The following is a 24,734-nucleotide window of genomic DNA, read 5'->3' on the forward strand; positions in this document are numbered from 1 at the left end:
TCGAACCTTGGGCCGGTGCTCAGCTCAGGCGGGCTCGCAGGAGGCAGAACTCGTTGCCTTCGGGATCGGCCAGGCAGTGCCAGGACTCCTCGCCGGTCTGGCCGACGTCGACCGGGCGCGCCCCGAGCCTCAGGAGGCGTTCGAGTTCGGCGTCCTGATCGCGATCGGTGGCGTTGACGTCGAAGTGCAGCCGCAGCGTGCCCGTCTTGGGCTCGGTGGTGGGGCTGAAGATGAGGGTCGGCTGCAGTCCGCCGAACCCTTCCCTCGGCCCGACCTCCACCGCGCCGTCGTCGATGTCGAGCACGACGAAGCCCAGCACCTCGCACCAGAACTCCGCCAGCCGTCGCGGATCCCGGCAGGGGATTATCAGTTCGGAAATACGGCAAGCCATGATCGGCACCCTACGGGGCATCGGCCACGGGTCGCCAACCCCTGACCAGGCGAGTTGCCATCTCCGATGTCCTCGCGGCCGTGGAGGAGACGCGGAAGGGGCCTGAACGCGGATCGGCGCGGGTTCTCTCGGCCCGGCCGTCGCGACCACCTGCGGCGACGTGCCACGCCACGCGACCCCGGCACACGCGGGCACTACGGGAACGACGCCCGGCGGCCCGGGGTGCGTCCATAAATCGTTGGCGCGGTATCCGGCCTCGGGGGGATGATTCGCAGGGTCCGGGGCCGAGGCGAGTCCTCTCCTCAGGTCCGAGAGAGGAAGTCGTGATGACCGCTGCCGAGTCCGTGCCATCTGGGTCCCGGCCCGAAGTCCGTGTGGCGGCCGGGAGGCTGCGCGGTAGCCGGGAGGCGGGTGTGGCGGTCTTCCGCGGCATCCCGTTCGCCGAGCCCCCGGTCGGCCCGTCGCGCTTCGCCGCGCCTCGGCGGGTCCAGGGCTGGAGCGGGGTGCGGGAGGCCGACTCGTACGGCCCGCCGCCCCCGCAGGGCGGCCATTTCGGCATGGGCGCGCTGTCGCGGGACGCGGACGACGACTGGCTGACGGTCAACGTCTGGTCGTCCGACCTCACTCCGGGCGCGGGGCTGCCGGTGATGGTGTGGATCCAGGGCGGCGCCTACGCGATCGGCATGTCCGGCCTCCCCGAGTACGACGGTGGCCGTCTCGCGCGAGACGGTGGCGTCGTCGTGGTGACGTTCAACTACCGCGTGGGGGTCGAGGGCTTCGCGCAGATCGAGGAGGCTCCCGCCAATCGGGGGCTGCTCGACCAGGTCGCCGCTCTCGAATGGGTGCGCGACAACATCCGGGCCTTCGGCGGCGCCCCTGACCGGGTCACGGTTTTCGGCCAGTCGGCGGGCGGGGGATCGGTCGCCGCGCTGCTGGCGATGGACCGCGCGGCCGGGCTCTTTCACCGGGCCGTCGCGCAGAGCGTGCCGGGCACGTTCTTCTCGCCGGAGCTCGCCGCGGACATCACCGCCGCCTGCGCCGACGAGCTGGGGCTGCGCCCCACGGTGGCCGACCTGTCCGGCGTCGTCCCGAGTCGGCTGTCCGCCGCCGCCGACGCGGTCGCCGCCAAGATGGACCGCTGGGCGGGTCGCTGGGGCCGGCCCGCGCACCGAACGATCCCCTTCTCGCCCGTGGTCGACGGTGAGGTCCTGGCCGTCACACCGTGGCAGGCCCTGAACGACGGCGCCGGTCGCGACATCGGACTCCTCGTCGGCCACACCCGCGACGAGCAGCGCCTGTTCACCGTCATCGACGGTCTGTTCGGCGAGGTGAGCGAGAAGCAGGCGGCGGACGCCCTCCGTGTCTTCGCCCCCGGCCCGGACGGCGCGCGCCGTTATCGCGACGCCTTCCCGGCGGCGAGCCCGGACGAGCTGTACGAACTGGTCCATTCCGACTGGCTGTTCCGCATGCCGTCGCTCCACCTCGCCGAGGCCCAGACGGCTGCCGGTGGACGCGCGCACGTCTACGAGCTGGCCTGGCCCGCTCCGGGCATGGGCGGCGCCTTCGGTGCCTGCCACGGCCTCGACGTGCCGCTCGTCTTCGGCAACCTGGACCGCGGCCAGCCCGCCGTACTGATCGGTGAGACACCCTCTCCGGAGGCGGAGGCCCTGTCCGCCCGGATGCGCGCGGCGTGGACCTCGTTCGCCACCGACGGCGACCCTGGCTGGCCCGCGTACGACACCGGTCAGCGCCTCGTTCAGTGCTTCGACACCCGGCCGGTTGTCACCGCCTACCCGGAAGAGCCCTCCCGCCTGATCTGGCAGGACCACACCTTCTCCGCGCTGCCGCTGATCAGCCCGTAGTACCGGTAACCCCGGCCGGGGTTACCGGCCCGCTGTGGTTGTTGCTCTCCGTGTCGACGTAGCCGGGGGCGGCGTTGATGAGGATGCCGTCCTCGCGCAGCTCGTTGGCGTACCGCACGGTCAGCGCGCCCATCGCGGACTGCGAAGGGAGCGTCCGGGGCGCTGCTGACGTTGACGACACGCGGCGCCGGTGCCCGTCGCAGCGGCGGCAGCATGGCGTTGGTCACCGCTATCACCCCGAAGACGTTGGTCTCGAACACCGCCCGGACCATGTCCAGGTCGACGGAGCCGGGGACCTGATCGTGGGCGTCTTCCGATGTCACGGGGGCCGGGCTGTCTCGTCTCGGGTCCCAGAGACAGAGGGCCCCCGCTCGGGTCGCCGTCACCAGGGGCGAAGTGGAGCGTTCGCATAGATCAGAGCCGTCTCAGAACCATCTCTCAGAACGTTCCGGTTGTGAGAGGAGTTCTGCGAATGGTGACCTGGGTGAATGCCTCACCGAACGAGGACGGCGCTGACCTCGCACAATCGTTCGTTTCTGCGAATCACCCACCGTCACCGCCGTCACACGGAGCCACTTTTTCCCTGGTGACGCCGACAAGAGTGGGGCCCTGCTGGATGCCGTCTCAAGATCACGCCAGGCAACAGAAGATTGACAGAAAATGGCTATTCAGTGAATTTAAATGGACCAATCACCTTCGCCCTAAATGACGAGATCATTGGCAGGAATCCTTCTTTTGGAATGATTATTCGCTTGCCATAGTGCTTTGTGGAAACAGTACGCCGCAGGGGTGAAAAGAGGTAAGGAATGCGTATTCGTAAACTGTTGGCGAGCATCGGCGTAGGCATGGTGTTGACAGCTGGTATCGGCGTCGGGCTGGCAGGCGGCGCCACGGCCGCCACTGCGACCCAGACCACAGGTGGTGCGGTGGCCATGTCGCCGCTGCGCTACTACGACACCTTCTACGGCCCCAACCCATGGTGGCTGTGTTATGACCGAGGAAACCGGGGTGTTAGCAACGGGGAATGGTACGACTACCAATGCCGGGGCGGTAACGGCTGGGTCGATCTGTACATTCAAGTGAGCCCATGATGACGCATCCGTTCGGATGATGTCGTGGTCCGCTGGATGCTGCCCAGAATCCGGCGGACCACGAGGAATCTCGAACTGGTGCTCACTTATCGTGAGTTAGCGCACGTTTCCGCAGTTCATAGGCCATCTAGGTAGCGGGAAGGCAACTTCCCAGAACCTATGACTGCCCCGGCCGCTGCGATCAGGTGGGGCGGAACAGGCCGCGGGAGGCCTCGCTGAGTTCGTCGCCGCGCCGGGCGTGCTCCTCGGCCAAGACGGCATGTTCACGGACTCAGAAGAGCCGCTGCATCCACAGCGAACTGATGTACTGGCCGTTCTTGGTGGCGTACTCGCGGAAGGTACCGACCTCTGTGAAGCCGAACTTGCGATGGAGGGCGACCGACGCGTCATTGGGCATGGCGATTCCCACGACGACGGCGTGGATCGGCTCGTCGGTGATGCTTTCGAATAGGGCGCGATACAGCGACGTTCCCACGCCCCCGCTCCGGCAACCAGTGTCGAGAGCAACGCTGAGCTCAACAGTGTCCCGGAACGCCTCGTGGCTCCGGTAAGCCTGACTACAGGCATAACCGACTATTCGACCGTGACGCCGAGCGACCAGCAGCCGGTAGGGGCCTGTCGGGGAGAACTGCTCGAACCAGGCCTGCCGCTCGGCCACGCTGGTCGGCCGGGTATCAAAGGTTGCGATCGAGCTTGCCGCCACGTCGTTCAAGATATCGACGATTCCGGAAAGATCGCTCTCATCCGCAATGACGATCTCAACGGGTTCCTGATCCGCAATCATGCGCACAGTGGTCATTCGTTACATCATGTCCGACCAGTCACCGCCCCGCTACCGCCGAAGCAGAAGCGCCAACCGCTCACCACGTTCCCCACGTGCTCCGGCTATGCCCGAGCGGCCGCGACCTGGCGGGAGCACGGTTCCGCTCACCCCGCACCAGGGCGACCACGGCCGCAGACCCGCAGCCACCAAAGGTGCGGTCACTTCTCGCGAACACAGATCATGCTTCCGGCTGCCAAGTGCGGTCAGTTCCCACGAACAAAACCACACGCGGCACGCGCCAGCTCAGCTGACTATAACGACGCCACATCGCCTGGCAAGCCGGACTCGCAGGCAGCCTGGCCAGCGCGGGCGCGCTCGCAACCGGGGTCGCGTTCGGACTCTTCAGCGGGCTCGTAACCGGGCTCGTAACCGAGGTAACGCTCGGGCTCAGGCTTGGGCTCACGCTCGGAAATCACCATGCTTGGCTGGCCTACACCATCGCCGTCCGGCAAGCGGGATTCGGCGCGGCGCCATCGGCCCGCCGGGTTCGGGGTGAGCGGCGATGTGGTCGAGAGCGGCGTGCGGGCCCTTACGAGCCCGTAGCCAGCGCTTCGGCGCACAGGGCACGGTCGATCAACGACGACACCGCCTTCTCCTGTCGAATGATGGTGTCGATGGGATGAATGACGCTGGTGGAGATGGAGATCGTGACGCTGCGACGGCCGTCCTCTGAAGTACCGCCTCTGGTCGTGAACCCCAAAATGTCGCCGCCGTGCCCCCAGGAGGTCTTTCCGCAGGACAGCCGTTGGGAGAACAGTCCCAGTCCGTAACGGGCTCCCGGCCATATCCGCTGGATCTGCTGGTCCACCGGGACGGTCTGCTTCATCTGCCGCAACTGCGCGGGCTGCAACAGCCCGCCTCCCAGGAGGGCACGGAAGAACCTGTTGAGATCCGCAGTGGTGGAGATCAAGCCACCTGAGGCGTCCGCATCCCGGTGTTCGGTGACGTCCACGAAACTTTTCGACTGCTCGAAACGGGCATAACCCTTGGCGTGGGGGTGGGGCAAGCGGGCGGAGGTGCCTGGCCATGAGGTATTCCTGAGTTTCAGTGGCCGGAGGATCCGAGCCTCAACCTCGGCATGCCAGGGACGCCCCGTGACCTTCTCGATGACCATGCCGAGTACGGCATAGCCGGTATTGGAGTAGCTCCAGCCCTTCCCGGGCCGGAAGTACGGCTTGTGGCGCATGGCCCGAGCGATGACCTGTTCAGGGCTGTAGGTCCGGTAGCGGTACCTGTGGTAGTCGGCGGCGGAGTCGATGGCCGCCGGGTAGGGGTAGTCGTCGCGAAGGCCGCTGGTGTGCTGGAGGAGATGGCGAATGGTGATCCTCCGCCCATCGTTGCCGTTGCCCCGGATCATCGCCGGTAACCAGGTTTCGACGGTGTCGTCCAGGGATATCCGGCCCTCACCGGCGAGGAGGAGAACCACGGTGGCCACGAAGGTCTTGTTGTAGCTGCCGATCCGGAAGTGACCGACGGGCGAGACCGGCCGCTGGGACCGGATATCAGCGGTGCCGCTGGTGGCGCTCCATTCCGTTCCCTCTGGGCCGACAAGGCGGGCCTGCACCCCTGTGACACCCACGGCGTGGATGGCCCGTACGTGCCGCCGCAGGTCGGCGTGGGTGTAGGCAGGATGGGGCGCGGCAGAGGCCGGTGTCGGGGCCACGGCGCTCACTAGCGCTGCGAAGACCCCCAGCACCATCAACTTTTGCAGGGGGCGCCCTCGATGATGGGTGAACACGAATCCTCACATTCATTGAGTTGTTGGTGTTGAGATGATCTCTTTCATCAACCGATCCCCGGATCGGACTTTCGGCCGAGTTCCTCGGCCGTTCAGTCGATTCAAGCCTTACTAATGCTCTGTCCCTCAACGGGTGTTGCGGTTGCCCCTGGTCAGTAGTCCTGACCAGGGGCATCGTGGATGACAGGGAGGTGTGCTGTCATGCCGAAACTGCCACGCGCCCGGGCACCGCGAAACGGCGAGGAGAAACATCAGATCCGCAGGCTCGCCGGTGCCCGGCATGCCTCGCCGAATGGATCCGACGCGCGAAGGTCGTCGCATTGAGCTGGGAGGGAATGCGAGGCCCGGCGATCGCCGCGACGCTGGGCTGTCACCCTGAGACGGTGCGCCGCCGCTGCGTCCGCGACTACGAGCGCTTACCCGAGCACCACGAAGCCATGGTCCTCTGGGCAATGATCACCCCGAGGGGACGGCGACTCGCCCGATCAACCGGACGCCAGTCCCCGTAACGATCGGTTTGTTCACAAGCTCTGAGATCAGGGCTGACAGAAGTCGCTGACATCGATTCCGCGCGAGCAACACAGGGGGTTGGGGTAGCTGGAGATCGGGCGGATATGGCTGGCCAGCGTGGTGGTGCGACACGAGAGCCGCCTCCGGGGGATGAAGGCGGCTCTCGTGTTGTCCGAGTGCTCAGCGGCGCCAGGCGATCACCTTGACGTGTTCGCTGATCCACATGGCGCGTTGAGTCTGGAGGCGGAGGTGCCATTGGTTGCGCCAATGCCCTCGTACGACCCATCGGTGCGACCACTCGACATGCTCTCCTGGACCGCTATCGCTGCTTTGCGTTTTCCTGCGGAGGGCGACAACGATCACGGGACCTGGCCAGAGCGTTCCATGCGGCGTTTGAAGGGTCGCGGGGAAGGCCGACCTGATCGTGGCCAAGCACCGCAATACCCCACGGCCACGATCACCGTGGCCTTCCAGGGCCACTACAGCCGCTTCGTCGACATGCCACCCGACTGAGAATCCAGGAAGACCAGACCAAGCACGCCGATGTGACACCCCGAGAAGAGCCAGCTCAGACGGCGGGAGGAACGGCCTGCCCGGTAGGCGACGCCTCGGCCCGCACCACCAGGTCGCGCAGCTGTTTGCGGACGTCGGCTCCACTCCACCTGCCCACGTAGTGCGGTTCGCCGCCCTCGATAGCCATCGCGAGGGCATACCCCGCGCGGAGCGGATCACCGGGAGGCGGCACCGTGCTGCGCTGGTCGTAGCCCGTGGCGGGGACGTCCCACACCATGATGCGCCAGTCAGTGCCGTGCTCCTCATACTCCTCGTCCAGGAAGTACTCCACCGCCCCGCCTGCTTCAGCGACCAGATGGCCGAGGTAGGCGCGGAAAGTAGCGCGACCGAACACGCGCGGGCTACCCACAGCATCATCAACGACCCCACGCCCGGCCATCCGCCGCTCCCCGTCGCCATAGCTCACCCACGACCACGAAGAGCGTCCGGGTTCGCGTGTCTGAATCACGTAAGCGTATTGGCCGCCGAAGGTCATGCCTTTGATGATGAACGGCCTGCGCCCGGTGCGCCAGCGAAACCGAGCTGGCACGGTCGGCGCGGTCAAGGAATGATGACGCTGTGAACGCTCTGGACATCATGGATACTTTGCTCGCTTTCCTGCATGCTCGTATTGACGAAGACGAGCAGGAGTGGCGCTATCCAAAACCGGAGCTGCGCTCGATTGCCGCAGACATGCTCGGCGACGTTGAGAACCGGCGACAGATCATCGGCCGTATCTCCAGCGCAGAGCGAACTCCACAGGGCCTGCTGACCTTGCTGGGGTTGGCCACAACGTTACTTCACCCACCCCGACTATCAGCCTGAGTGGTGGTCGCCAGATGAGATCCCTGGCTTTCAGCCGGAGTGGTAGATTTTGAAGTAGGGGCGCAGCCAGCGCGGTCGACCGTCATGCTCACGCGGCAACCGCCGGGCGGGTGGCTCGGGCAGCGGCCGCGTCGCGTTGCATGCGCAGGTGGGCACGGGCGGCTTGGCGGTCGGCGCCGCCGCGGTGGTTGCGGGGGTAGCGGGGGCGGTTCGCGTACGAGGGAGCCCCGGCCCCGGCCGTGGCAGAACCGGCACGCGATCCGCAGACGGCCCAACCACCGGCCGCCCTCGCCCTCGCATTCGGGGCAGGTGATCGGATCGGTCATCGCCGCCCCACCCCCGAACACGAGGCGCAGGCAGCCCAGATGCTCCGCTTCGGGCCGGTGTCGTTCCGGTCGATCCATTCGCCGCCCACTCCCAGGCAGGTACCGCAGATCGGCGGGTCCTCTCGCTCCTCGGCCATACCCCGACGCTACGCCGCCCCGAGGATCGCGTCAGGCCCTTCCCGGCCTACCGGGCCGTGGGGACCGAGGAACTACGCTCCTCGCGCGCCTGCGCGTATTCGAGAAGAAGGGCCGCTCCTACGACCTGTCCACACTGGCGGACATCAACGCCTTGACTCCGGGGCAGGTGCGGCCGGTGATCGAGAAGCGGGCCGCGCGGCCGGACCGGTCGCTGTCCCTCGACGAAGCCGCGGAATCGCTGGGCTGGCACTACCGTGAGCTAGCCGGGCGTTCCGTCGCGCTCGCTTCGTCGGGCGAGCCGCTGGGCTTGCCCGTTGTGCACATCGCTCACCCACTCCCAGCCGGGCTTCGCCGATGAGCCGACCCGCGGGTCATCGGGAACACGGCCCTCACGCAAGGCGAGCACGTACGCCCGATCCCGCTCGATCCGTGCGTGTACCTGATCAGCTCCGCCGACTGACCCGTGGCCAGGGATGACGACATCGACATCGTCTGCCACACCCTCCAGCAGCCGCAGCGCGGCGAGGTAGTCCTCGATCGGGTCGGCGGTGCCGTTCACGTCGAGCATCGGAATCAAGACATCGGAGAGCATGTCGCCGGCGACGAGAACCCCGCGTTCTTCGATGAACAGCGCCGCATGGCCCGGTGCATGCGCTTGATGCTCGATGATCCGGACTTGAGGGCCATCCCATGGAATCCGCGCCGTCTCGGCGGGCAGGGCTGTGATGAGGCCGTACAGGTCCAGCGGGACCTGCTCGGCGATGCCCGTCGGTTCCAGGTGGGCGGTTATCTCGGCCTTCGCCCCCGGGTCGGAGAGCTGATCCCGGACAGTGGCCGCGCAGCGCGCCGTGCCGTAACGAGGGGCAGTGCCGAGCCTGGCATGCCAGAGCAGGTGATCCCAATCCGGATGCGTCGAGAAGCCCGCCACAACGGTCTGGCCCAAATGGGACAGATCGCTCGCGAGGCAGGCCATTTCGTGGTCCTCCACCCCGGGGTCGATGAGCAACACGCCGACGCGGCCTTGCACGACAACGGCGTTGCTCTGCACGAACTCGCTCTCGTGGACCAGCACACCCTCCGCGACCTGCCTCAGCATGCCGGCCCCTTCCGCTTGTGATTTGCAACCGCTCGCCGAGACGGTAATACCTGGCGGTGGTAAATTGCAAGCACTATGGGCGAAGCGAATGAGCCGCGGTCGGAGTGCCCGATCAACGCCGCCATCGAGGTGTTCGGGGATCGCTGGAGCCTGATCGTCCTCCGCGACATCGTCTTCGGAGACCGCCGCTATTTCCGAGAGCTGCAGGCCAACTCAATCGAGGGGATCGCCTCAAATATTCTCGCCGACCGACTCAAGCGACTCGTCAAGTCGGGACTGCTCACCCGCGAGGACACGCGAGCCGGCCAGCGGGCACGCTACAGCCTGGCCGAACCCGCGATCCAACTCGTACCCGTGTTCGCGCAGCTGGGCAGCTGGGGACTTCGTCACCGCCCCACGAGCAGCGCGCTGAACGCTCGCGCCGTGCTGCTTGAACAAGGCGGCCCCGCGCTCTGGCAGGAGTTCATGGACGAGCTTCGCCGCGAGCACCTCGGCTCCAAACTCCCAGCGCGATCACCGAGTGTTCGCGAGCGCCTGAACGCGGCCTACCTCGCTGCCACCAACTCCTCGTAGCTGCTCGGACGAGCCCACTCGGCCTCCTCGGCGTGGTGGCCCGGATCGCTCCGACTCCTGCTCGTAGCATCGCCGCATGGAGGCTCACGAGGATCTGTACCCGCGCCCCCTGGAACCACCTCACCGACGGAACAGGCCGCCTGGCCTGGACGGCCGGTCGACTGCGCGCGGCAATGGCCGACCTGGCTGACGACGTACCGCTGACCGTGCGGGTCCACACTGTCGCTGACGACGACTCTAAAGATCCGAAGTCCGTACAAGCCCTAGGGGGTCGGGCCGGGGAAACCCACCGAGAGTAATCACGGCGGGGCGTCCCGGCCCGACCCGACACGAGACACCCCAATGCCTCGGCGTGGCGCGGTTCGTGGCACCGATCCGCTGACCAGCTCTGCCGCCGTCAGCCAGCGCGGTCGAGGACATTCGCGCGGGCCACGGCGTACCGTTCTCGGATCGCCGGTACGGCGTCTGCCTCGTGCGTCTCGACCTGCCCAACCGTCCACGACGGCGGCCGCTGCCCGCCCGACAACACCCAGGCCGCCTGACGGGCGGCGCCGTCGGCGACGTACTCGCCCAGTGGTGGGACGAGCACGGGACGGCCGAAGATGGTGGGAGCGATCCGGCGCACCGCTTCTGAGCGGGCGCCGCCGCCGACCAGGATGACCCGGTTGACCGTCGTGCCCTGCGCGATCATCGCGTCCAGCCCGTCGGCGAGTGCGCACAGCATGCCCTCCACCGCCGCGCGGGCCAGGTGGGCGGGGGTCGAGGTCCGCAGGGTCAGGCCGTGCACGGCTCCGGTGGCGTGCGGGCGGTTCGGTGTGCGCTCGCCCTCCAGGTAGGGCACCAGGGCCAGCCCGTCGGCGCCCGGCGGTGCGGACAGCGCCAGCGCCGACAGCTCCGCGTGGTCCACTCGCAGCATGGCCGCGGCCGCGTCCAGCACCCGGGCGGCATTGAGCGTGCACACCAGCGGCAGGAACCGGCCGGTCATATCGGCGTACCCGGCCACGATCCCGCTCGGGTCCGCGGCCGGCACGTCGTCGGAAACGGTGGACACTATGCCGGAGGTGCCGATCGACACGATCACGTCGCCCGGCTCGGCGCCGACACCCAGCGCCGCCGCGGCGCAGTCGCCGGCGCCGGGGCCCAGCGGCGCACCGGTGCGCAGGTGCCCTGCCTGATGGGTCGGCCCAAGCACCCGCGGCAGCAGCACATCGTCGCGGCCGAACGCCAGCCGGATCAGGTCCAGGCGGTACTCACCGGTCGCGGCCGACCAGTATCCGGTCCCGCTGGCCTCGCTGCGGTCGGTGCGCAGCGCATCGAGCCCCGGTGCGCCGGACAGTCGCCAGGTCAGCCAGTCGTGGGGCAGACACACCGCGGCTGTACGGGCGGCGTTGTCCGGCTCCGCCGAGGCCAGCCAGCGCAGCTTGGTGACGGTGAAGCTGGCCACCGGTACCAGGCCGACCGCCTCCGCCCATGCTCGCTGTCCCGCCTCGCCGCCACCGAGATCCGAGATCAGGTCGGCGGCGGCGCCGGCCGAGCGGGTGTCGTTCCACAGCACGGCGTCCCGGATCACCGCGCCGTCGGCGTCCAGGCACACCATGCCCTGTTGCTGCCCGGCGATCGAGGCAGCCGCTACATCGTCCAGTCCGCCGGCCTGTGCGACCGCGTCGGACAGTGCGGCCTCCCACGCGGCCGGCGGCACGGCGGTGCCGACGGGGTGTGGTGCGCGACCTTCGCGCACCAGCTTCCCGGTCTCGGCGTCGCGGATGACGACTTTGCACGACTGGGTCGACGAGTCGACCCCGGCGACGAGGGGCACCGGTCCTCCAGGGGTAGTCGGGGGCGGGTCAGGTGGCGCGGTTGGTCAGCGGGGCGTGAACCAGGTGGTCGACGGCGAACTGGTTGAGCGGATGAATCCGAAGCCCTCGGCACCGACCGTGTCTGGAGGCGAAGCTCTGGACGCTTGGTTTATTTGTCGAATGGCTGAATTATTTCGGTTGCGCCAGGCGTGTTGTCAAGATCATGACGCAGCCCGCGGCGGTGTACCGAAGCTGATCATCAGCGACGTCGACACCTGCCCTGGTAGTCGGCGCGCCGAGCGCTCGCAGTCCTTGAGCGGAACGGGCAGCGGCGCTCGGTGGTGGGGCCGTTCTGGCAGGGTGGAGTGCCGTGAGTACCGACGAGCAGCATCTGGTTCCGGCCCCGCGCCGCCACGCACGGTGGCCATCAGGAGAGTGAGCGGTCGTTCTTCTGCCGGATCTGCCAGCGGGCCGAGCGTGGGGTGTGGGTGCCAGCCGGCTGGTATCTGCTGGAGCGCGCGCCGGGCGGCGAGGGCCGCCATATGTATTGCAGCGTCGCCTGCCTGGTGCGCGCGGGGGAGATGCTGGAGGCCGGGGCGGCCGAGCACGCGGCCCGGATGGACCTGCCCACCGAAGAGGACCGGCGCCGCGAACGCGCCCGCGTCGTACGAGATCGCCCAGACGTTGCTCTCGGCGGGCTGACGATCCGCCAGGCCGCCGAGAGCCTGAACGTGGAGACCTTCACCCTGAAGGCGTGGCTGAAGGAAGCGGACATCCAGATCAGCCCGGCCGCGCCGGTGGCGGACTCGTCAGGGTTGTCGGGCGGGGCGGGCTCGGGGAAGCGGCACCCGGTGAGCGTGTTGAACGAGCTGACCCAGCAGGGCCGCATCGAGACGGTCACCTGGACGGTGACCTCGACTGGGCCATCGCCCACGGGCCGATCTCCCCGGCCGCTGACGCCCCCTGCCCCGCCAGGCGCTCGACCACGGCGTCCCTGCTGACCGCGCTGTTCGTCAGTGTGGGAGACGACCCCGGCAAATGCCGGAGGCGGCCGCCCGGCTGAGCGGCGCCGCTACGAATGAGGGATCGAGCCGGTCAGGGGGTCGTCCATCCGCCGCCGGTGGCGTGCCGTAGGAGGTGGCTGGTGGTCGGAGACGGCCCGCCGGGCGCTGGCCAGCGCGGCCAGCGCGGTGGTGATCGGGACGGCCGCGATGAGCCCCAGGGTGCCCACGACGCTGCGGATGATCTCGGTGGCGATGACCGGGTTGGTCACCACCTCGCCGATGGGCTGGTCGCCGACGCTGACCAGCAGGAGCAGCGGCAGGGACGCGCCCGCGTAGGCGAGGATGATCGTGTTGATCACCGAGGCGATGTGGGCGCGGCCGACCCGGGCGGCGGCCCGGTACAGCTGGGCGAAGCCGTAGCCGGGGTTGGCGTGCGCGAGTTCGGTGACGGTGGCGGACTGGGTGACGGTGACGTCGTCCAGCACGCCGAGCGAGCCGATGATGATGCTGGCCAGCAGCAGGCCCTCGGTGTTGATCCGGTAACTGACGTCCAGGTAGAACGAGCTCTCGTCGGTGATCCCGTTGAGCTGGGCGAGGCCGATGGCCGCGTACGACAGCACGCCGGTCAGGCTGAGGCTGACCAGGGTGCCGACCACGGCCATCGAGGTGGGGATGGTGAAGCCGTGGGTGAGGTACAGCACCGTGAGCATGATCGCCGAGGCGCCGACGATGGCGACCAGCAGTGGCTGCTGCCCGGTCAGGATCGCCGGGATGACGAACAGCAGGAGCAGCACGAACGTGACGACCAGCCCGATCAGCGCCATCACCCCGCGCCAACGGCCGAAGGCGATCACCGCCGCCGCGAACGCGGCACCGGCCAGCCACAGGGGTGAGGACCGGTCGTGGTCGGAGATCTGGTACGGAGGCACCTCCAGCTCGCTGTCGGGGGTGTGGATCAGGATCACGTCGTCGCCCGCGGCGAACTTCTGCGAGCCGGGTCCGCTGGGAAGGCCGCCGGTGATGAAATGACCGGTCTGCGGGCCACTGGTCAGCTCGACCTTGGCGTCGCCGCAGGTGGCGGGGTCGGCCTGCGGCTGCTGTCCCGGGGGCTGGCCGTCCGGGGGCGGTTCCTGCGGGCACGGGGTGAGGGTGATGGCGGTGATCGTCCCGGTCACCCGCTGCAGGCTCACCGACGGCTGGCCGGTGGAGGTGAGCTCGGTGGGCCACAGCCAGACCAGGGCGGTCAGCGTGGCCAGTGCCAGGGGAACGATGACGGCCAGTGTCGCCCACACCGTGCCACGGGAGCTGGGGGCGGCCGGGCCGTGTGAGTGGTTGGCACCCATGGTCGGAAAAGCTCTCCTCAGTGACGGGGAAGGCGAAAGTACCGCACCCGGCGGGTGATCGTGTCACCGTCCCGCCTCCCGCGAGGCCGTACGTCTCGCCCGCGCCCTGACCGTCGCGGCCGGACGGCCGACGGACGCGCTCCCTCTGCCGGTCCTGTTCTCTCCGGTACGGGGTCCCCGATCGGCGCGACCGCACCGCGGTGACAGGTGCCCGGCTTCTGGCGTTTGTCATAAGAAAGCGCACGCCTGTCATAAGGAAGCGCACGCCGTACGCCGGGCGGCAGGGACCGCGTGCGGCCACCGCGGATTATGTCGGTCCACCGTGCGACACTCTGCGCCATGTCTCTTGCTGACCTCAGCCTCGACCGCTGGCGGACCGTCGACGAGGCCGCGGCACGAAGGATCGCGCGGGAAGCGGCCTCCCTGGCGGCGGGGCGGGTGTCCCGCGTTGAAGCGGTCGAGCACCTCGGGGGTGAGTTCCACCGTGTCCTTGTCGAGAGGGACGGGCAGGAGTTCGCGCTGGTCCCGGGCGGCACGGTCAGTCTCGGATTCGACCTGGACGCCTGGCAGCCGACGCCCGAGCAGGAAGCGGACTACGCGGAGAGCCTGGCTGACGGGTTCGGCCATGGAGAGGATCTCCGCGCTCATCTCGCCCACCTGCTGAGCCCTCGCCGGACAGCGGTCGTGCCCACCGTCCTCATGGCCGTCGAGGACGAGCCTCTGGAGGAGCTCCTCGCCGACATGCCCGCCGTCCTCGCCTGGCGCGGTCTGCGGATGCCGAGCCCGGACGAGTGGGAGCATGCCTGCGGCGCGGGTACGGGCACCCTGTTTCGCTGGGGCGACGAGTGCCCCCTCGACCGGATCCCCTACGGCCCCCATGACGGACCGCACCGGCAGCCCAACGCCTTCGGCCTGCGCATCGCCTACGACACCTACCGCGCCGAGCTGAGCACCGCCGTCTCCGCCGTTCATGGCGGAGACGGCGGTGAATCGGTCTGCGGCGGCTACGGCTACCTGCTTGGCTGGCTGCCCCTCGCCACCGCGAACCGCAACCCGAACATGGCGGAGCTCGTCCACGGCCCGGAGGGCGAGGACATCGCCGACACCTGCTCCACCCGGCCGGTCCTGACACTCTCGTGAACGGCGAGGCGCGCACCCGGCCGAGTGGCGCGCGTGTCGTCCCCCTCGCTCGTCGTTCCCCTCGGGCGCGGCCGAGCCGGGTCGTGACCTCGTTCCCCCGTCCGATGTTCCCTCACCAGGTCAGCGGAGGTGGGTGCGCTGCCCGTCGTGGTCGAGGATGCACAGGATCTCCACCGGTCCGTCGTGGGCCCGGACGGCGTGGGGGACCATGGTGGAGAACTCCGCCGCCTGGCCTGTCTCCACCAGGATGGTCCGCTCTCCCAGCAGCAGCACGGCGGTTCCCGACAGGACGGTGAGCCAGTCCCTGCCGGGATGGACTCCCAGCTCGTCGGTGCCGTCCCCGCGTGCCGGTTCGGTGATGCGCATCTTGGCCACGGTCACGCCGTGTGGCCCCGGCTCCCGGGTCAGCAGCCAGGTGGTCACCCCCCGCACCTCGTCGCGCTGCGGCCTGATGACCACGTCCTCGTCGTCGGCGGACTCCACCAGCCGGTCGAGCGAGGTCCCCAGGGCCCGCGCGAGCGAGGTCAGCTGGTCGAGGCTGATCCGCCGGTGGCCCGTCTCGATGCGGCTCAGGGTGGAGGGGCTCATGTAACAGCGTTCGGCCAGGTCGTCGAGCGACCAGCCCCGGGCCAGGCGCAGCCCCTTGAGGCGCTGGCGGACGATGCCGTCCACATCACCTTCTTGCTTCATACGCAAGAGTGTATGTCCCTGGCGCAAAGCGCTATTACCGTCGAAGCATGAAGAACCATCACGAACATCACCATTCGCCGCACGGTGCCGACGATGCCGCCATGGCCGAGCTCCTGGACCTCGACGCCGAGGTACTGCACGCGTACCTGTCCGACGTGACCGCCTGGCTCGGAGAGCTGACCGGCGATCGGCCCCCGCGCCGGATCCTCGACCTGGGCAGCGGGACCGGCAGCGGCACCTTCGCCCTGCTCGGGCGCTTCGAGCGCGCCGAGGTGACCGCCCTGGACGTCTCTCCCCACATGCTGCACCGCCTGGAGAACAGGGCCCGCGATCTCGGCGTGGCCGACCGGGTCCGCGCCGTCCAGGCGGACCTGGACGGCGCGTGGCCGGATCTCGGCACCGTCGACCTGGTGTGGGCGGCCTCGTCCATGCACCACCTGGCCGACCCCCGCCACGCCCTGGCCGAGGTCTTCACGGCGCTGCGCCCCGGCGGGCTGCTGGTCATCAGCGAGATGGACTTCTTCCCTCGGTTCCTGCCCGACGACATCGGCCTCGGCCGCCCCGGGCTCGAAGACCGCCTCCACGCCGCCCGGGGCGGGAAACCGCACGACACCGCGAGCGCGCACCTGTCCCCGGCCGGCTTCACCCTTGAGGCGAAGCGGTCCTTCGCCGTCGAACTGCGGCATCCGCTCCCGGCCGCCGCCCGCCGCTACGCCCAGGCGTCCCTGCGGCATGTACGCGCCCGCCTCGACGGCTCGCTGGACGCCGGAGACCTGGCCGCGCTCGACCTCCTCGTCGACGGAGACGGGGGCGACAATGTCCTGCGGCGCGACGACCTCGCCGTCCGCACCACCCGGACCCTCTGGGTGGCCGGGCGGCCGTAGGACGCCCGCGAGCCCTCAGGGGAGCCGTGGATCGCCGCCCATGGGCAGGAGGTGCGGGCGTTTGGCCGTACGGCCGTCGCCCGAGGAGCGGCCCCGCAGGCGTCTGCCGACCCAGGGACCGAGGAAGGCGGCGGCCCAGCGCAACTCGACGGCCGCGGTACGCCAGCCGGAGGAGGCGGCCTCCGGCGGGGGGAGGGGATGGGTCCAGGAGTCGCCGCTGCCGGGCAGCCCGAGCGCGTGGGCGACGGCCGCCGCGATCCGCTCGTGCCCCAGGGGGCTGGCGTGCAGCCGGTCCCGGCTCCACAGCCTCGGGTCGGTGACGACCGGGTGGTGGGAGGTCTCGGCGACGACGACCCCGTGGCGCATGGCCGCGGCGCGGATGCGGTCGTTGAGGGAGACGGCGCGCGATCTGATCGGGCGGGCGAGCGGGGTGATCCTCGCGGGGTCGGGGAAGGTGGCGGTCGCCACGCGGGCGCCCTGGGCGGTGAGCGCGGCGAACATCGCCTCCAGGTGGCCGGCCACCTCGTCGGCGTCGAACCGGGGCCGGAGCAGGTCGTTGACCCCGGCGACGACGGTGGCCAGGTCGGGGCGCAGGGCGAGGGCGGGGCCGAGCTGCTCGGCATGGATCCGGGCGGCGAGGTGTCCGCGTACGGCCAGGTTGGCGTATCGCAGGCCGGGACTGTCCACCGCGAGCTGTTCGGCGAGCCGGTCGGCCCACCCGCGCAGGCCGGTGCCGTCGTCGCCGTCGCCGAGCCCCTCCGTCTGGCTGTCGCCCAGGGCGACGTAGCGCAGATACTTACCGCCGGGCATGGGAGACCTGCCTTTCCCGCAGGATCGCCACGCTGCGGTGGCACCAGTCCCGGTTGCCCTGCTCGAAGGCGAGGCCGCGCAGGCAGGTCAGGTAGGGGCCGACGCGTTCACCGTGGCGCAGGAACTCCTCCTCGCTCCTGTCGCCGCGCATCCGCCGCAGCAGCCCGCCGAACAGCCCGATCTTGGCGTCGGCGAGGGCGGCTCGCTCCGTGAGCTGCGCGATCACCTCGTCGGTGTCGAGGCGGTCGGCGGCCTGGACCTTGACGAGGAGGTCGTCACGGATGAAGGAGGGCTTGCTCGCGGTCGCCGCGAACCGTTCCAGCTCGGCCAGGCCGGTCTCGGTGACCTTGAACAGGCGCTTGTTGGGCCGGGTGTCCTGGACCACCTCCCGGCCGGTGACCAGCCCGTCCTTCTCCAGCTTGGCCAGCTCGGCGTACAGCTGCTGAGGCAGGGCGTGCCAGAAGTTCGCCACCCCCGTGTCGAACGCCTTGGCCAGCTGGTATCCGCTGAGCTCCTCGTCCAGCAGCGCCGCCAGCACGGCGTGTCGCAACGCCATCGAGACGCCCCCCTCCCGGTTTCCCGTCATCATACTCAATTACATGACTAATCACTTTTTTGAGTATTGGGTTCCGGATCGGTGACCCCGGTGCTCCTCACCCGGCGGGCTCGGCGATCAGCGCCGTGCCGACGCGATGGAAGCCGAGACGGCCGTAGATGCGGGCGACGTCCTCGTCCCCGGCCGACAGGAAGACGGCCTTCACCCCCCGGGAGCGGGCGTCGGCGACCAGCGCCGCGGTGACCGCGAGCGCGAGGCCGCGACGGCGCGCGGCGGGCAGCGTGCCGACCCCCACGATCTCGCTGACCTCTCCGACCTGGTTGTGGCGGCCCGAGCACAGCGCCGTACCGCCCTCGACGGCCGCGGCGCACACCGTCGTGCCCGCCCGGACGCGCGCGGCCTCGCGTTCCAGCGAGCCGTCGCCCGCCTGGGCCAGCACCAGCTCCGCCAGCTGCGGCTCACCGGCCGCGCCGACACCGGTGCCCGGCTCGGCGAAGGCGAGGTGGGGGACCGCCAGCGCGGAGGGCAGTGCCGGGTCGTCCGCCTCCAGGATCCGTACCGGCACGGCCACCTCGGGCGCGAGCACGGCGGCGTCCGTGCCGAGGACCATCAGGGGGTGCTCGTGGACCGTCAGCCCCGCGCCCTCGACCGCGGCGCGCAGCGCGGGCGTGGTCTCGGCGACCCACTCGACGCTCTCGGGAATGCCCAGCTCGCGCTGCCGCTCGCGGACCCGGGTCACGTCCTCGGCCCGCACCGGCCCCGACCCGCCCAGGGCCGGTCGCGCGTAGAAGGGCCACCCCTCACCCTCCCGTACGAAAAGGGTGAGCGGCCCGTGCTCCTCGGCCCTGGCCTCACGCCGCGGAACCGCGTCGTAGTAGTGCTCAAGCAGGTCCAGCCACGCGGTGAAAGTCATGACCAGCATCAAAACAGCGGCCCACGGCCGGTGCCACTCCATTACGCGGCGACCGCGCCTCGGCCGCGCGGCCCGGCTCGGGGTCTCCTACAGTGGGTGCTCGTGCTTTACGGCAGATCAGCGGAGATCGGCGCGCTCGACGAGGTGATCGTACGGGCCCGCGACGGCTCAGGCGGCGCGGTGGTGTTGCGGGGCGAGGCGGGCGCGGGCAAAACCGCCCTGCTCGACGCGGCGGCCGGGCGAGGCGGCACGATGCGCGTGCTGCGCACCACCGGCGTCGAACCCGAGTCCGACCTCGCGTTCGCGGCGCTGCACCAGGTGCTGTGGCCGGTGACCGGCGCGCTCGGCGCGCTCCCCGGACCGCAGCGCGACGCGGTACGCGCGGCCCTGGGACTCGCCCCGGGCAGCACCGGCGACCGGTACCTGCTGGCCGCCGGTGTGCTCTCGCTGCTGGCCGAGGCCGCCGCGCCGGACGGGCTGATCTGCGTGGTCGACGACCTCCAGTGGGTCGACCGGGCCTCGGCCGACGCGCTGCTGTTCGCCGCCAGGCGGCTGGGGACGGAGAGGATCGCGATGCTGTTCGCCGTACGCGGGGACGCCCCGGTCAAGGGGGTGCCGCTCACGGTGGACGTGCCCGGCCTGCCCGGAGCCGCGGCGGCCGAGATGCTGGAGTCCCGCCACGGGGTGGCGCCCGGGGTGGCGCGGGAACTCATCACGCTGACCCGCGCGAACCCGCTCGCCCTGGGCGAGATCGCCGCCCGCCTGACGCCCGCGCAGCTCGCCGGACGCGAACCGCTGCCCGACCCGCTGCCCGGCGGTGCCCGGCTGTTCGGCGATCAGGTGGCCGCGCTGTCTCCCCCCGCCCGGCTGCTCGCCCTGGTCGCCGCCGTGGAGGCCGATCTCGACCTGGTCCTGCGCGCCACCGACCGGTTGTCCACCGGGCGAACGGCACGGGCCGGGACCGGGCGGGCGGCGCTGGCCGAGCTGGAGGAGTCCGGGCTGGCCGCCCTCTCGGGCACCCGCGTGCGCTTCCGCCATCCGCTCGTCCGGTCGGCGGTGCACGAGGCGGCCACCCCCGCCGACGTCCGCCGGGCGCATGCCGCGCTGGCGGAGATGACCGAGGGCGACAGCCGCGCCTGGCACCTGGCCGGAGCCGCAACAGGTCAGGACGAGCGGGTCGCCGCCGAGCTGGTGGCCGCCGCGGAGCGGGCGCGCGACCGCGGCGGGTACGCCACCGCCGCCACCGCCCTGGCCAGGGCCGCCGAGCTGACCCCCGGGCCGCGCGCCCGAGCCGCCCGCCTGAAGGACGCCGCCGTCGCGGCCTGGCTCGGTGGCCGCCCTGGGCAGGCGGAGTCGCTGCTGGCCGAGGCCCGCGACCGGGCCGGTACGGACGCCGGCCTCGCCATGGAGATCGCCCAGCTCCGGGGCCGGTTCGAACTGAACTCCGGCGACGCCGCCGAGGCCGTGCGGATCCTGGCGGCGGGCGACAGCCTGGACATGCTGGCCGATGCCGCCGAGGCCGCCTCGTACGTCGGTGACATGGTGGCCGTCGTCGAGCTCGGGCGGCGGGCGGCGGCGCACCCGGAGGGATTCCTGCGGGACACGGTGGCCGGGATCGGCCTGACGCTGGACGGCGACGCCGCCGGGCCCGGCCTGCTGCGGCGGGCGCTGGCGCGGGCCGGTGAGCTGGGGGAGGCGGCGGAGTACCTGTGGGCGGCGGCAGCGGCCAGCCAGCTGGGCGAGGCGGACCTGTCGGCCGAGATGTCCGAACGGGCCGGACGGGTGGCCAGGATGTCGGGGATGACCGGGCAGTTGCCGGTCGTGCTGGAGTTCGTGGCGACGGCCGAGCGCATGGCGGGGCGGCTGGCGAGCAGCCAGGCCGTCTCCGAGGAGGGCCTGGAGCTGGCCCGTGAGGCCGGGTACGAGAACACGGTGGCCGCGCACCTGGCCAACCTGGCGGTGCTGGCGGCGCTGCGCGGCGAGGAGGACACCTGCGAACGGCAGGCCCGCGAGGCGCTGGCCATCGCCGTACCGCATCGGGTGGGTCTGCGGGCGGGGGTCGCCGCGTACGCGCTGGCGCTGCTCGACCTGTGCCTGGGACGCCACGTCGCGGCGCACGACCGCTTCACGGCCCTCGTCGCGGCGGGGCCGGGCGCCGGGCATCCCACCGTGGTGTGGCGGACGACGCCCGATCGCGTGGAGGCCGCCGTGGGCGCGGGCGACGACGCGGGCGCGCGGGCGGCGCTGGAGTCCTACCGGCGGTGGTCGGCGCACGCCGCGACGCCCGAGTCGCAGGCCCTGCTGGCCCGCTGCCGGGGCCTGGCCGAGTCGTCCGAGGACGCCTTCGACGAGGCGTTGCGGCTGCACACCAACCCGTTCGAGGCGGCCAGGACGGCCCTGCTGCTGGGGGAGCGCCTGCGCCGCGCGCAGCGGCCGGGCGAGGCGCGGGCGCACCTGCGGACGGCGTGGGAGACCTTCGAGCGGGCGGGCGCGAGACCGTGGGCGAGGCGCGCGCAGGGGGAGCTGCGGGCGGCGGGCGAGAGCGGGCAGGCCCCGCCCCCGGCCGTGCTGGACGCGCTGACCCCGCAGGAACTGCGTATCGCGGGCCTGGTCGCCGACGGGTTGTCGAGCAGGCAGATCGCCGCCCGGCTGTTCCTGAGCCCGCGCACGGTCGAGTACCACCTGTACAAGATCTATCCGAAGCTGGGCATCGGCTCCCGTACGGAACTGGCGCGGCTAGTAGTTCTACAGAAGGCACCCGTAACGGGAGAGGACATGCTCTGAGACATGCACAAGGTGAACATCTGGAGTGAAGAGTTCGGCGCCGCGACGGACACGCCGATCCTGTTGATCATGGGCTCGATGTCGCAGGGCATCCTGTGGCCGGACGAGTTCGTCGGCCGCCTCGCCGCCGGAGGCCGCCGGGTGATCCGGTACGACCACCGTGACACCGGCAGGTCGGACACCGTCGACTTCGCGGCGGAGCCGTACACGTGGGACGACATCAAGAACGACGTCTACCGCGTGCTGGACGCCCACGGCCTGGAGAGCGCGCACCTGGTCTGCCACTCGGCGGGCGGGCTGCTCGGCCAGTTCGTCGCGGTGGAGCGGCCGGAGCGGGTGCGCTCGCTGACCGTCATCGGCTCCTCGCCGCTCGGCGGCCACGAGGGTCAGGTGATCATGCGGGCCCTGATGGGGCAGCCTCAGCCCGAGGGGAGCCTGCCCGATCCGGCGCCGGAGTTCGTGGCCTTCTACCGCGCGCTGATGGCCGCTCCGCCGCCGGAGGACCGGCGTACCCGGATCGACGGCATGATCGCCGAGCAGCGCCTGCTGCACGGAACCGGGCTGCCGTTCGACGAGGACGCCGCGCGCCGTCTGCAGGAACGGATCTACGACCGGGCCCGCGACCTGTCGGCGGTGGCCAACCACCGGCTGGCCGCCATGGCCAAGCCGGACTTCGAGCCGGTGGGCGTGCTGCACCAGGTGAAGGCGCCCACGCTGGTCATCGAGGGCAGCCACGAGCCGGCCAAGCCGGGCCACAGCGCGATCATCGCCGAGCGGATCCCGGGGGCGCGGCTGATGATCGTGGCGGGCATGGGCCACACACTGCCGCCGGAGGTGCACGAGGAGCTGGCCGCGGCCATCCACGCGCACACGGCCGGGTGACGCTCGCCTGGGCTGCGGCGTCGGCGCTGGTGTCGGTGTCGGTGTCGGTGTCGGTGATGTCGGTGTCGGCGCTGGCGGCAGCGTCGGCGGCGTTGTTGAGCCGGTCCGGCTGTCGGCTCCCCGACATCCCCTGACCCGCGAGAAACCGGCCCGGCTCCCCGTACGGCTCCGGCGGGCGGCGGCCTCGGTGAGCGGCAGCTTCGGTGAGCGGCATGTGCGGCCGCCGGTTCGGTGGGTGGGCGCGCAGGAGACCGCCGGGGGCGTTCCGGTGTACCGCGGCCTCGACACGCCCTGATCCTGGTTGCGACGCATGACGGCGCACGCGTACTCTTCCGGCAACGCATTGACGGAGACGAGTAGTCACGGGATCAGGGCAGGCAGGAGAGAGCCGCCGGCAGCTGCGAAGGCGGACCTGTCCCCGGTGACGAAGACCCTCCCGAGTGCGGGGAGAAACGGCGTCCGCGCCCAATGCCCCGCCGGCCGGCCCCCGTCACCGGGCCCATCGAGGCCGCCGTCGTCACGGCGGTGAAAGTGCGGTGGCACCGCGAGTTCCCTTCTCGCCCGCACTCCCAAGGGATCACCACTCACTGACCAGAGGTTTGTGATGATCTCCTCATCCGCAATCGTTCCGTCCGCCTGCCGGGTCCTGGCCGCGGAGCTTCCGCGGCGGATCGGCCAGCAGGTGACCGTCCAGGGCTGGCTGCACCGCAGGCGGACCCTGAAATCCGTGGTCTTCCTCGTCCTGCGGGACCGCTCCGGCCTGGTCCAGGCCGTGGTCACCGAGCCCGAGGCGATGGCCATGGCCGGTGGCCACCCCGAAGAGACCGTCCTGCAGATCACCGGGACCGTGACCGCCAGCCCCCAGGCCCCCGGCGGGGCCGAGGTCACCTCCCCGGTGGTGACCGCCCTGTCGGGACCGGCCGCGGCCCCGCCGTTCGACCTCTACCGCCCCGCGGTGACGGCCACCCTGCCGACCGTCCTCGACAACGCCCCGGTCGCCCTGCGCCATCCGCTGCTGCGAGCCCCCCACACCATCTCGGCGGTCTCGGTCGCGGGTTTCCGTACGGCGCTGGACGCGCTCGGCTTCACCGAGATCCACACACCCAAGGTGGTGGCCTCGGCGACCGAGTCCGGCGCCAACGTCTTCGAGATCGACTGGTTCGGCACCCGCGCCTACCTGGCCCAGTCGCCGCAGTTCTTCAAGCAGGCCATGGTCGGCGTCTTCGAGCGCGTCTACGAGACAGGGCCGGTCTTCCGCGCCGAGCCCCACGACACCGCGCGGCACCTGGCCCAGTACACCTCGCTGGACGCCGAGCTCGGCTTCGTCACCGACCACCGCGAGGTGATGGCCGTGCTGCGCGAGGTCCTCGCGGGCATGACGGCCGCCGTCGAACGACACGCCGCCGAGGCGTGCGCGCTGCTGGACGTCCGGCTGCCCGACGTCCCGGAACGGATCCCGGAGATCCACTTCGCCCACGCCCAGGAGCTCCTGGCCGCCCACACCGGCGAGGACCCCCGGGGCGAGCCCGACCTCGCACCGGCCCACGAACGCTGGCTGTCGCAGTGGGCGCTGCGCGAGCACGGCAGCGAGTTCCTGTTCGTCACCGGCTACCCGATGGCCAAACGTCCCTTCTACACCCACCCCGAGCCCGGCAGGCCGGAGTACTCCAACAGCTTCGACCTGCTCTTTCGCGGGCTGGAGCTCGTCACCGGCGGCCAGCGCCTGCATCGCTACGAGGACTATCTCTCGGCCCTGGCGGCCCGGGGCGAGTCGCCCGAGCCGTACGCGGGCTACCTCGCCGCCTTCCGGCACGGGATGCCCCCGCACGGCGGCTTCGCCCTCGGCCTGGAGCGGTGGACCACCCGGCTGACCGGGGCCGACAACGTCCGCCGAGCCACCCTGTTCCCCCGTGACCTGCACCGTCTGACCCCGTAGCGTCTCCCGGCGTCGGCGGGCCGGGGCAACCATAACGTATCGTTACGGTAAGTAGTCATTAGATTACTCTG

At 70.5% G+C, this 24,734-nt stretch carries 24 protein-coding genes; 12 read left to right on the forward strand and 12 right to left on the reverse strand.

What is annotated here, in order from left to right:
• Nucleotides 1-19: 19 nt before the first annotated feature.
• Nucleotides 20-391 carry a VOC family protein gene (locus tag ACW9TB_RS28040; RefSeq protein WP_472751059.1) on the reverse strand — a complete coding sequence of 124 codons (372 nt, stop codon included), beginning with the start codon at nucleotides 389-391 and terminating at the stop codon, nucleotides 20-22.
• Between the two features lie 326 nt (nucleotides 392-717).
• On the opposite strand from ACW9TB_RS28040, the gene ACW9TB_RS28045 reads away from it, so the two are divergent.
• Nucleotides 718-2,253 carry a carboxylesterase/lipase family protein gene (locus ACW9TB_RS28045; RefSeq protein ID WP_472751060.1) on the forward strand — a complete coding sequence of 512 codons (1,536 nt, stop codon included), beginning with the start codon at nucleotides 718-720 and terminating at the stop codon, nucleotides 2,251-2,253.
• Here ACW9TB_RS28045 and ACW9TB_RS28050 read toward each other — a convergent pair.
• On the reverse strand, nucleotides 2,243-2,386 hold the full coding sequence (locus ACW9TB_RS28050) for a hypothetical protein (RefSeq protein ID WP_472751061.1): 144 nt from the start codon (nucleotides 2,384-2,386) through the stop codon (nucleotides 2,243-2,245). The genes ACW9TB_RS28045 and ACW9TB_RS28050 overlap by 11 nt on opposite strands.
• Nucleotides 2,387-3,059: 673 nt before the next feature.
• On the opposite strand from ACW9TB_RS28050, the gene ACW9TB_RS28055 reads away from it, so the two are divergent.
• Nucleotides 3,060-3,344: a hypothetical protein gene (locus tag ACW9TB_RS28055; RefSeq protein WP_472751062.1), complete on the forward strand. Its 285-nt coding sequence runs from the start codon at nucleotides 3,060-3,062 to the stop codon at nucleotides 3,342-3,344.
• 271 nt (nucleotides 3,345-3,615) lie between these two features.
• Here ACW9TB_RS28055 and ACW9TB_RS28060 read toward each other — a convergent pair whose 3' ends face one another.
• Entirely contained in the window at nucleotides 3,616-4,143 is a 528-nt protein-coding gene (locus tag ACW9TB_RS28060; RefSeq protein WP_472751063.1) for a GNAT family N-acetyltransferase, read from the reverse strand.
• A gap of 553 nt (nucleotides 4,144-4,696) precedes the next feature.
• Nucleotides 4,697-5,905, reverse strand: coding sequence for a serine hydrolase domain-containing protein (locus ACW9TB_RS28065; RefSeq protein WP_472751064.1), 1,209 nt, complete (start codon nucleotides 5,903-5,905; stop codon nucleotides 4,697-4,699).
• A gap of 335 nt (nucleotides 5,906-6,240) precedes the next feature.
• Here ACW9TB_RS28065 and ACW9TB_RS28070 point away from each other — a divergent pair, with 335 nt between their 5' ends.
• On the forward strand, nucleotides 6,241-6,414 hold the full coding sequence (locus tag ACW9TB_RS28070; protein ID WP_472751122.1) for a hypothetical protein: 174 nt from the start codon (nucleotides 6,241-6,243) through the stop codon (nucleotides 6,412-6,414).
• A 569-nt stretch (nucleotides 6,415-6,983) separates the two neighbouring features.
• Here the strand turns inward: ACW9TB_RS28070 and ACW9TB_RS28075 are convergent.
• The gene (locus tag ACW9TB_RS28075; RefSeq protein WP_472751065.1) at nucleotides 6,984-7,322 is read right to left on the reverse strand and encodes a hypothetical protein; all 339 of its coding nucleotides are present in this window, start codon (nucleotides 7,320-7,322) and stop codon (nucleotides 6,984-6,986) included.
• 224 nt (nucleotides 7,323-7,546) lie between these two features.
• Between ACW9TB_RS28075 and ACW9TB_RS28080 the strand changes: the two genes are divergently transcribed.
• Nucleotides 7,547-7,792, forward strand: coding sequence for a hypothetical protein (locus ACW9TB_RS28080; protein WP_472751066.1), 246 nt, complete (start codon nucleotides 7,547-7,549; stop codon nucleotides 7,790-7,792).
• A gap of 723 nt (nucleotides 7,793-8,515) precedes the next feature.
• Here ACW9TB_RS28080 and ACW9TB_RS28085 read toward each other — a convergent pair.
• Entirely contained in the window at nucleotides 8,516-9,352 is an 837-nt protein-coding gene (locus ACW9TB_RS28085; protein WP_472751067.1) for an MBL fold metallo-hydrolase, read from the reverse strand.
• A gap of 75 nt (nucleotides 9,353-9,427) precedes the next feature.
• On the opposite strand from ACW9TB_RS28085, the gene ACW9TB_RS28090 reads away from it, so the two are divergent.
• Together ACW9TB_RS28090 and ACW9TB_RS28095 are read left to right on the forward strand one after the other, a co-directional pair.
• The gene (locus ACW9TB_RS28090) at nucleotides 9,428-9,925 is read left to right on the forward strand and encodes a winged helix-turn-helix transcriptional regulator (protein ID WP_472751068.1); all 498 of its coding nucleotides are present in this window, start codon (nucleotides 9,428-9,430) and stop codon (nucleotides 9,923-9,925) included.
• Between the two features lie 35 nt (nucleotides 9,926-9,960).
• On the forward strand, nucleotides 9,961-10,224 hold the full coding sequence (locus ACW9TB_RS28095; protein WP_472751069.1) for a DUF6225 family protein: 264 nt from the start codon (nucleotides 9,961-9,963) through the stop codon (nucleotides 10,222-10,224).
• Between the two features lie 98 nt (nucleotides 10,225-10,322).
• Here ACW9TB_RS28095 and ACW9TB_RS28100 read toward each other — a convergent pair whose 3' ends face one another.
• On the reverse strand, nucleotides 10,323-11,741 hold the full coding sequence (locus ACW9TB_RS28100; protein ID WP_472751070.1) for a xylulokinase: 1,419 nt from the start codon (nucleotides 11,739-11,741) through the stop codon (nucleotides 10,323-10,325).
• A gap of 468 nt (nucleotides 11,742-12,209) precedes the next feature.
• Between ACW9TB_RS28100 and ACW9TB_RS28105 the strand changes: the two genes are divergently transcribed.
• Nucleotides 12,210-12,722, forward strand: coding sequence for a hypothetical protein (locus ACW9TB_RS28105; RefSeq protein WP_472751071.1), 513 nt, complete (start codon nucleotides 12,210-12,212; stop codon nucleotides 12,720-12,722).
• Between the two features lie 71 nt (nucleotides 12,723-12,793).
• On the opposite strand, the gene ACW9TB_RS28110 is transcribed toward ACW9TB_RS28105, so the two are convergent.
• The gene (locus ACW9TB_RS28110; protein ID WP_472751072.1) at nucleotides 12,794-14,068 is read right to left on the reverse strand and encodes a YibE/F family protein; all 1,275 of its coding nucleotides are present in this window, start codon (nucleotides 14,066-14,068) and stop codon (nucleotides 12,794-12,796) included.
• Nucleotides 14,069-14,407: 339 nt separating this feature from the next.
• On the opposite strand from ACW9TB_RS28110, the gene ACW9TB_RS28115 reads away from it, so the two are divergent.
• A complete protein-coding gene (locus tag ACW9TB_RS28115; RefSeq protein ID WP_472751073.1) occupies nucleotides 14,408-15,208 on the forward strand; it encodes a hypothetical protein in 801 nt (266 codons plus the stop codon).
• Nucleotides 15,209-15,328: 120 nt separating this feature from the next.
• Here the strand turns inward: ACW9TB_RS28115 and ACW9TB_RS28120 are convergent, their stop codons facing one another.
• Nucleotides 15,329-15,898 (reverse strand): helix-turn-helix domain-containing protein, encoded by a 570-nt coding sequence (locus ACW9TB_RS28120; protein WP_472751074.1) that lies wholly within the window; start codon nucleotides 15,896-15,898, stop codon nucleotides 15,329-15,331.
• A 47-nt stretch (nucleotides 15,899-15,945) separates the two neighbouring features.
• Between ACW9TB_RS28120 and ACW9TB_RS28125 the strand changes: the two genes are divergently transcribed.
• Nucleotides 15,946-16,782, forward strand: coding sequence for a class I SAM-dependent methyltransferase (locus ACW9TB_RS28125; RefSeq protein WP_472751075.1), 837 nt, complete (start codon nucleotides 15,946-15,948; stop codon nucleotides 16,780-16,782).
• A 15-nt stretch (nucleotides 16,783-16,797) separates the two neighbouring features.
• On the opposite strand, the gene ACW9TB_RS28130 is transcribed toward ACW9TB_RS28125, so the two are convergent.
• The 3 genes from ACW9TB_RS28130 to ACW9TB_RS28140 all read right to left on the reverse strand — a co-directional run bounded on the left by ACW9TB_RS28130 (nucleotide 16,798) and on the right by ACW9TB_RS28140 (nucleotide 19,061).
• Complete coding sequence (locus tag ACW9TB_RS28130) at nucleotides 16,798-17,592, reverse strand: SGNH/GDSL hydrolase family protein (protein WP_472751076.1); 795 nt, start codon at nucleotides 17,590-17,592, stop codon at nucleotides 16,798-16,800.
• Nucleotides 17,579-18,148 (reverse strand): PadR family transcriptional regulator, encoded by a 570-nt coding sequence (locus ACW9TB_RS28135; RefSeq protein WP_472751077.1) that lies wholly within the window; start codon nucleotides 18,146-18,148, stop codon nucleotides 17,579-17,581. The genes ACW9TB_RS28130 and ACW9TB_RS28135 overlap by 14 nt, the downstream gene beginning before the upstream one ends.
• A 97-nt stretch (nucleotides 18,149-18,245) precedes the next feature.
• Nucleotides 18,246-19,061 (reverse strand): GNAT family N-acetyltransferase, encoded by an 816-nt coding sequence (locus tag ACW9TB_RS28140; protein WP_472751078.1) that lies wholly within the window; start codon nucleotides 19,059-19,061, stop codon nucleotides 18,246-18,248.
• A 96-nt stretch (nucleotides 19,062-19,157) separates the two neighbouring features.
• Here ACW9TB_RS28140 and ACW9TB_RS28145 point away from each other — a divergent pair, with 96 nt between their 5' ends.
• From ACW9TB_RS28145 to aspS, 3 genes are all read left to right on the forward strand, one after another.
• Nucleotides 19,158-21,845: a helix-turn-helix transcriptional regulator gene (locus tag ACW9TB_RS28145; RefSeq protein ID WP_472751079.1), complete on the forward strand. Its 2,688-nt coding sequence runs from the start codon at nucleotides 19,158-19,160 to the stop codon at nucleotides 21,843-21,845.
• Nucleotides 21,846-21,848: 3 nt separating this feature from the next.
• Nucleotides 21,849-22,727: an alpha/beta fold hydrolase gene (locus ACW9TB_RS28150; RefSeq protein WP_472751080.1), complete on the forward strand. Its 879-nt coding sequence runs from the start codon at nucleotides 21,849-21,851 to the stop codon at nucleotides 22,725-22,727.
• A gap of 604 nt (nucleotides 22,728-23,331) precedes the next feature.
• Nucleotides 23,332-24,663, forward strand: a complete 1,332-nt coding sequence (aspS, locus tag ACW9TB_RS28155; protein WP_472751081.1) for an aspartate--tRNA(Asn) ligase — start codon at nucleotides 23,332-23,334, stop codon at nucleotides 24,661-24,663.
• Nucleotides 24,664-24,734: the final 71 nt, after the last annotated feature.

This window comes from Streptosporangium sp. H13245, from assembly GCF_055690525.1.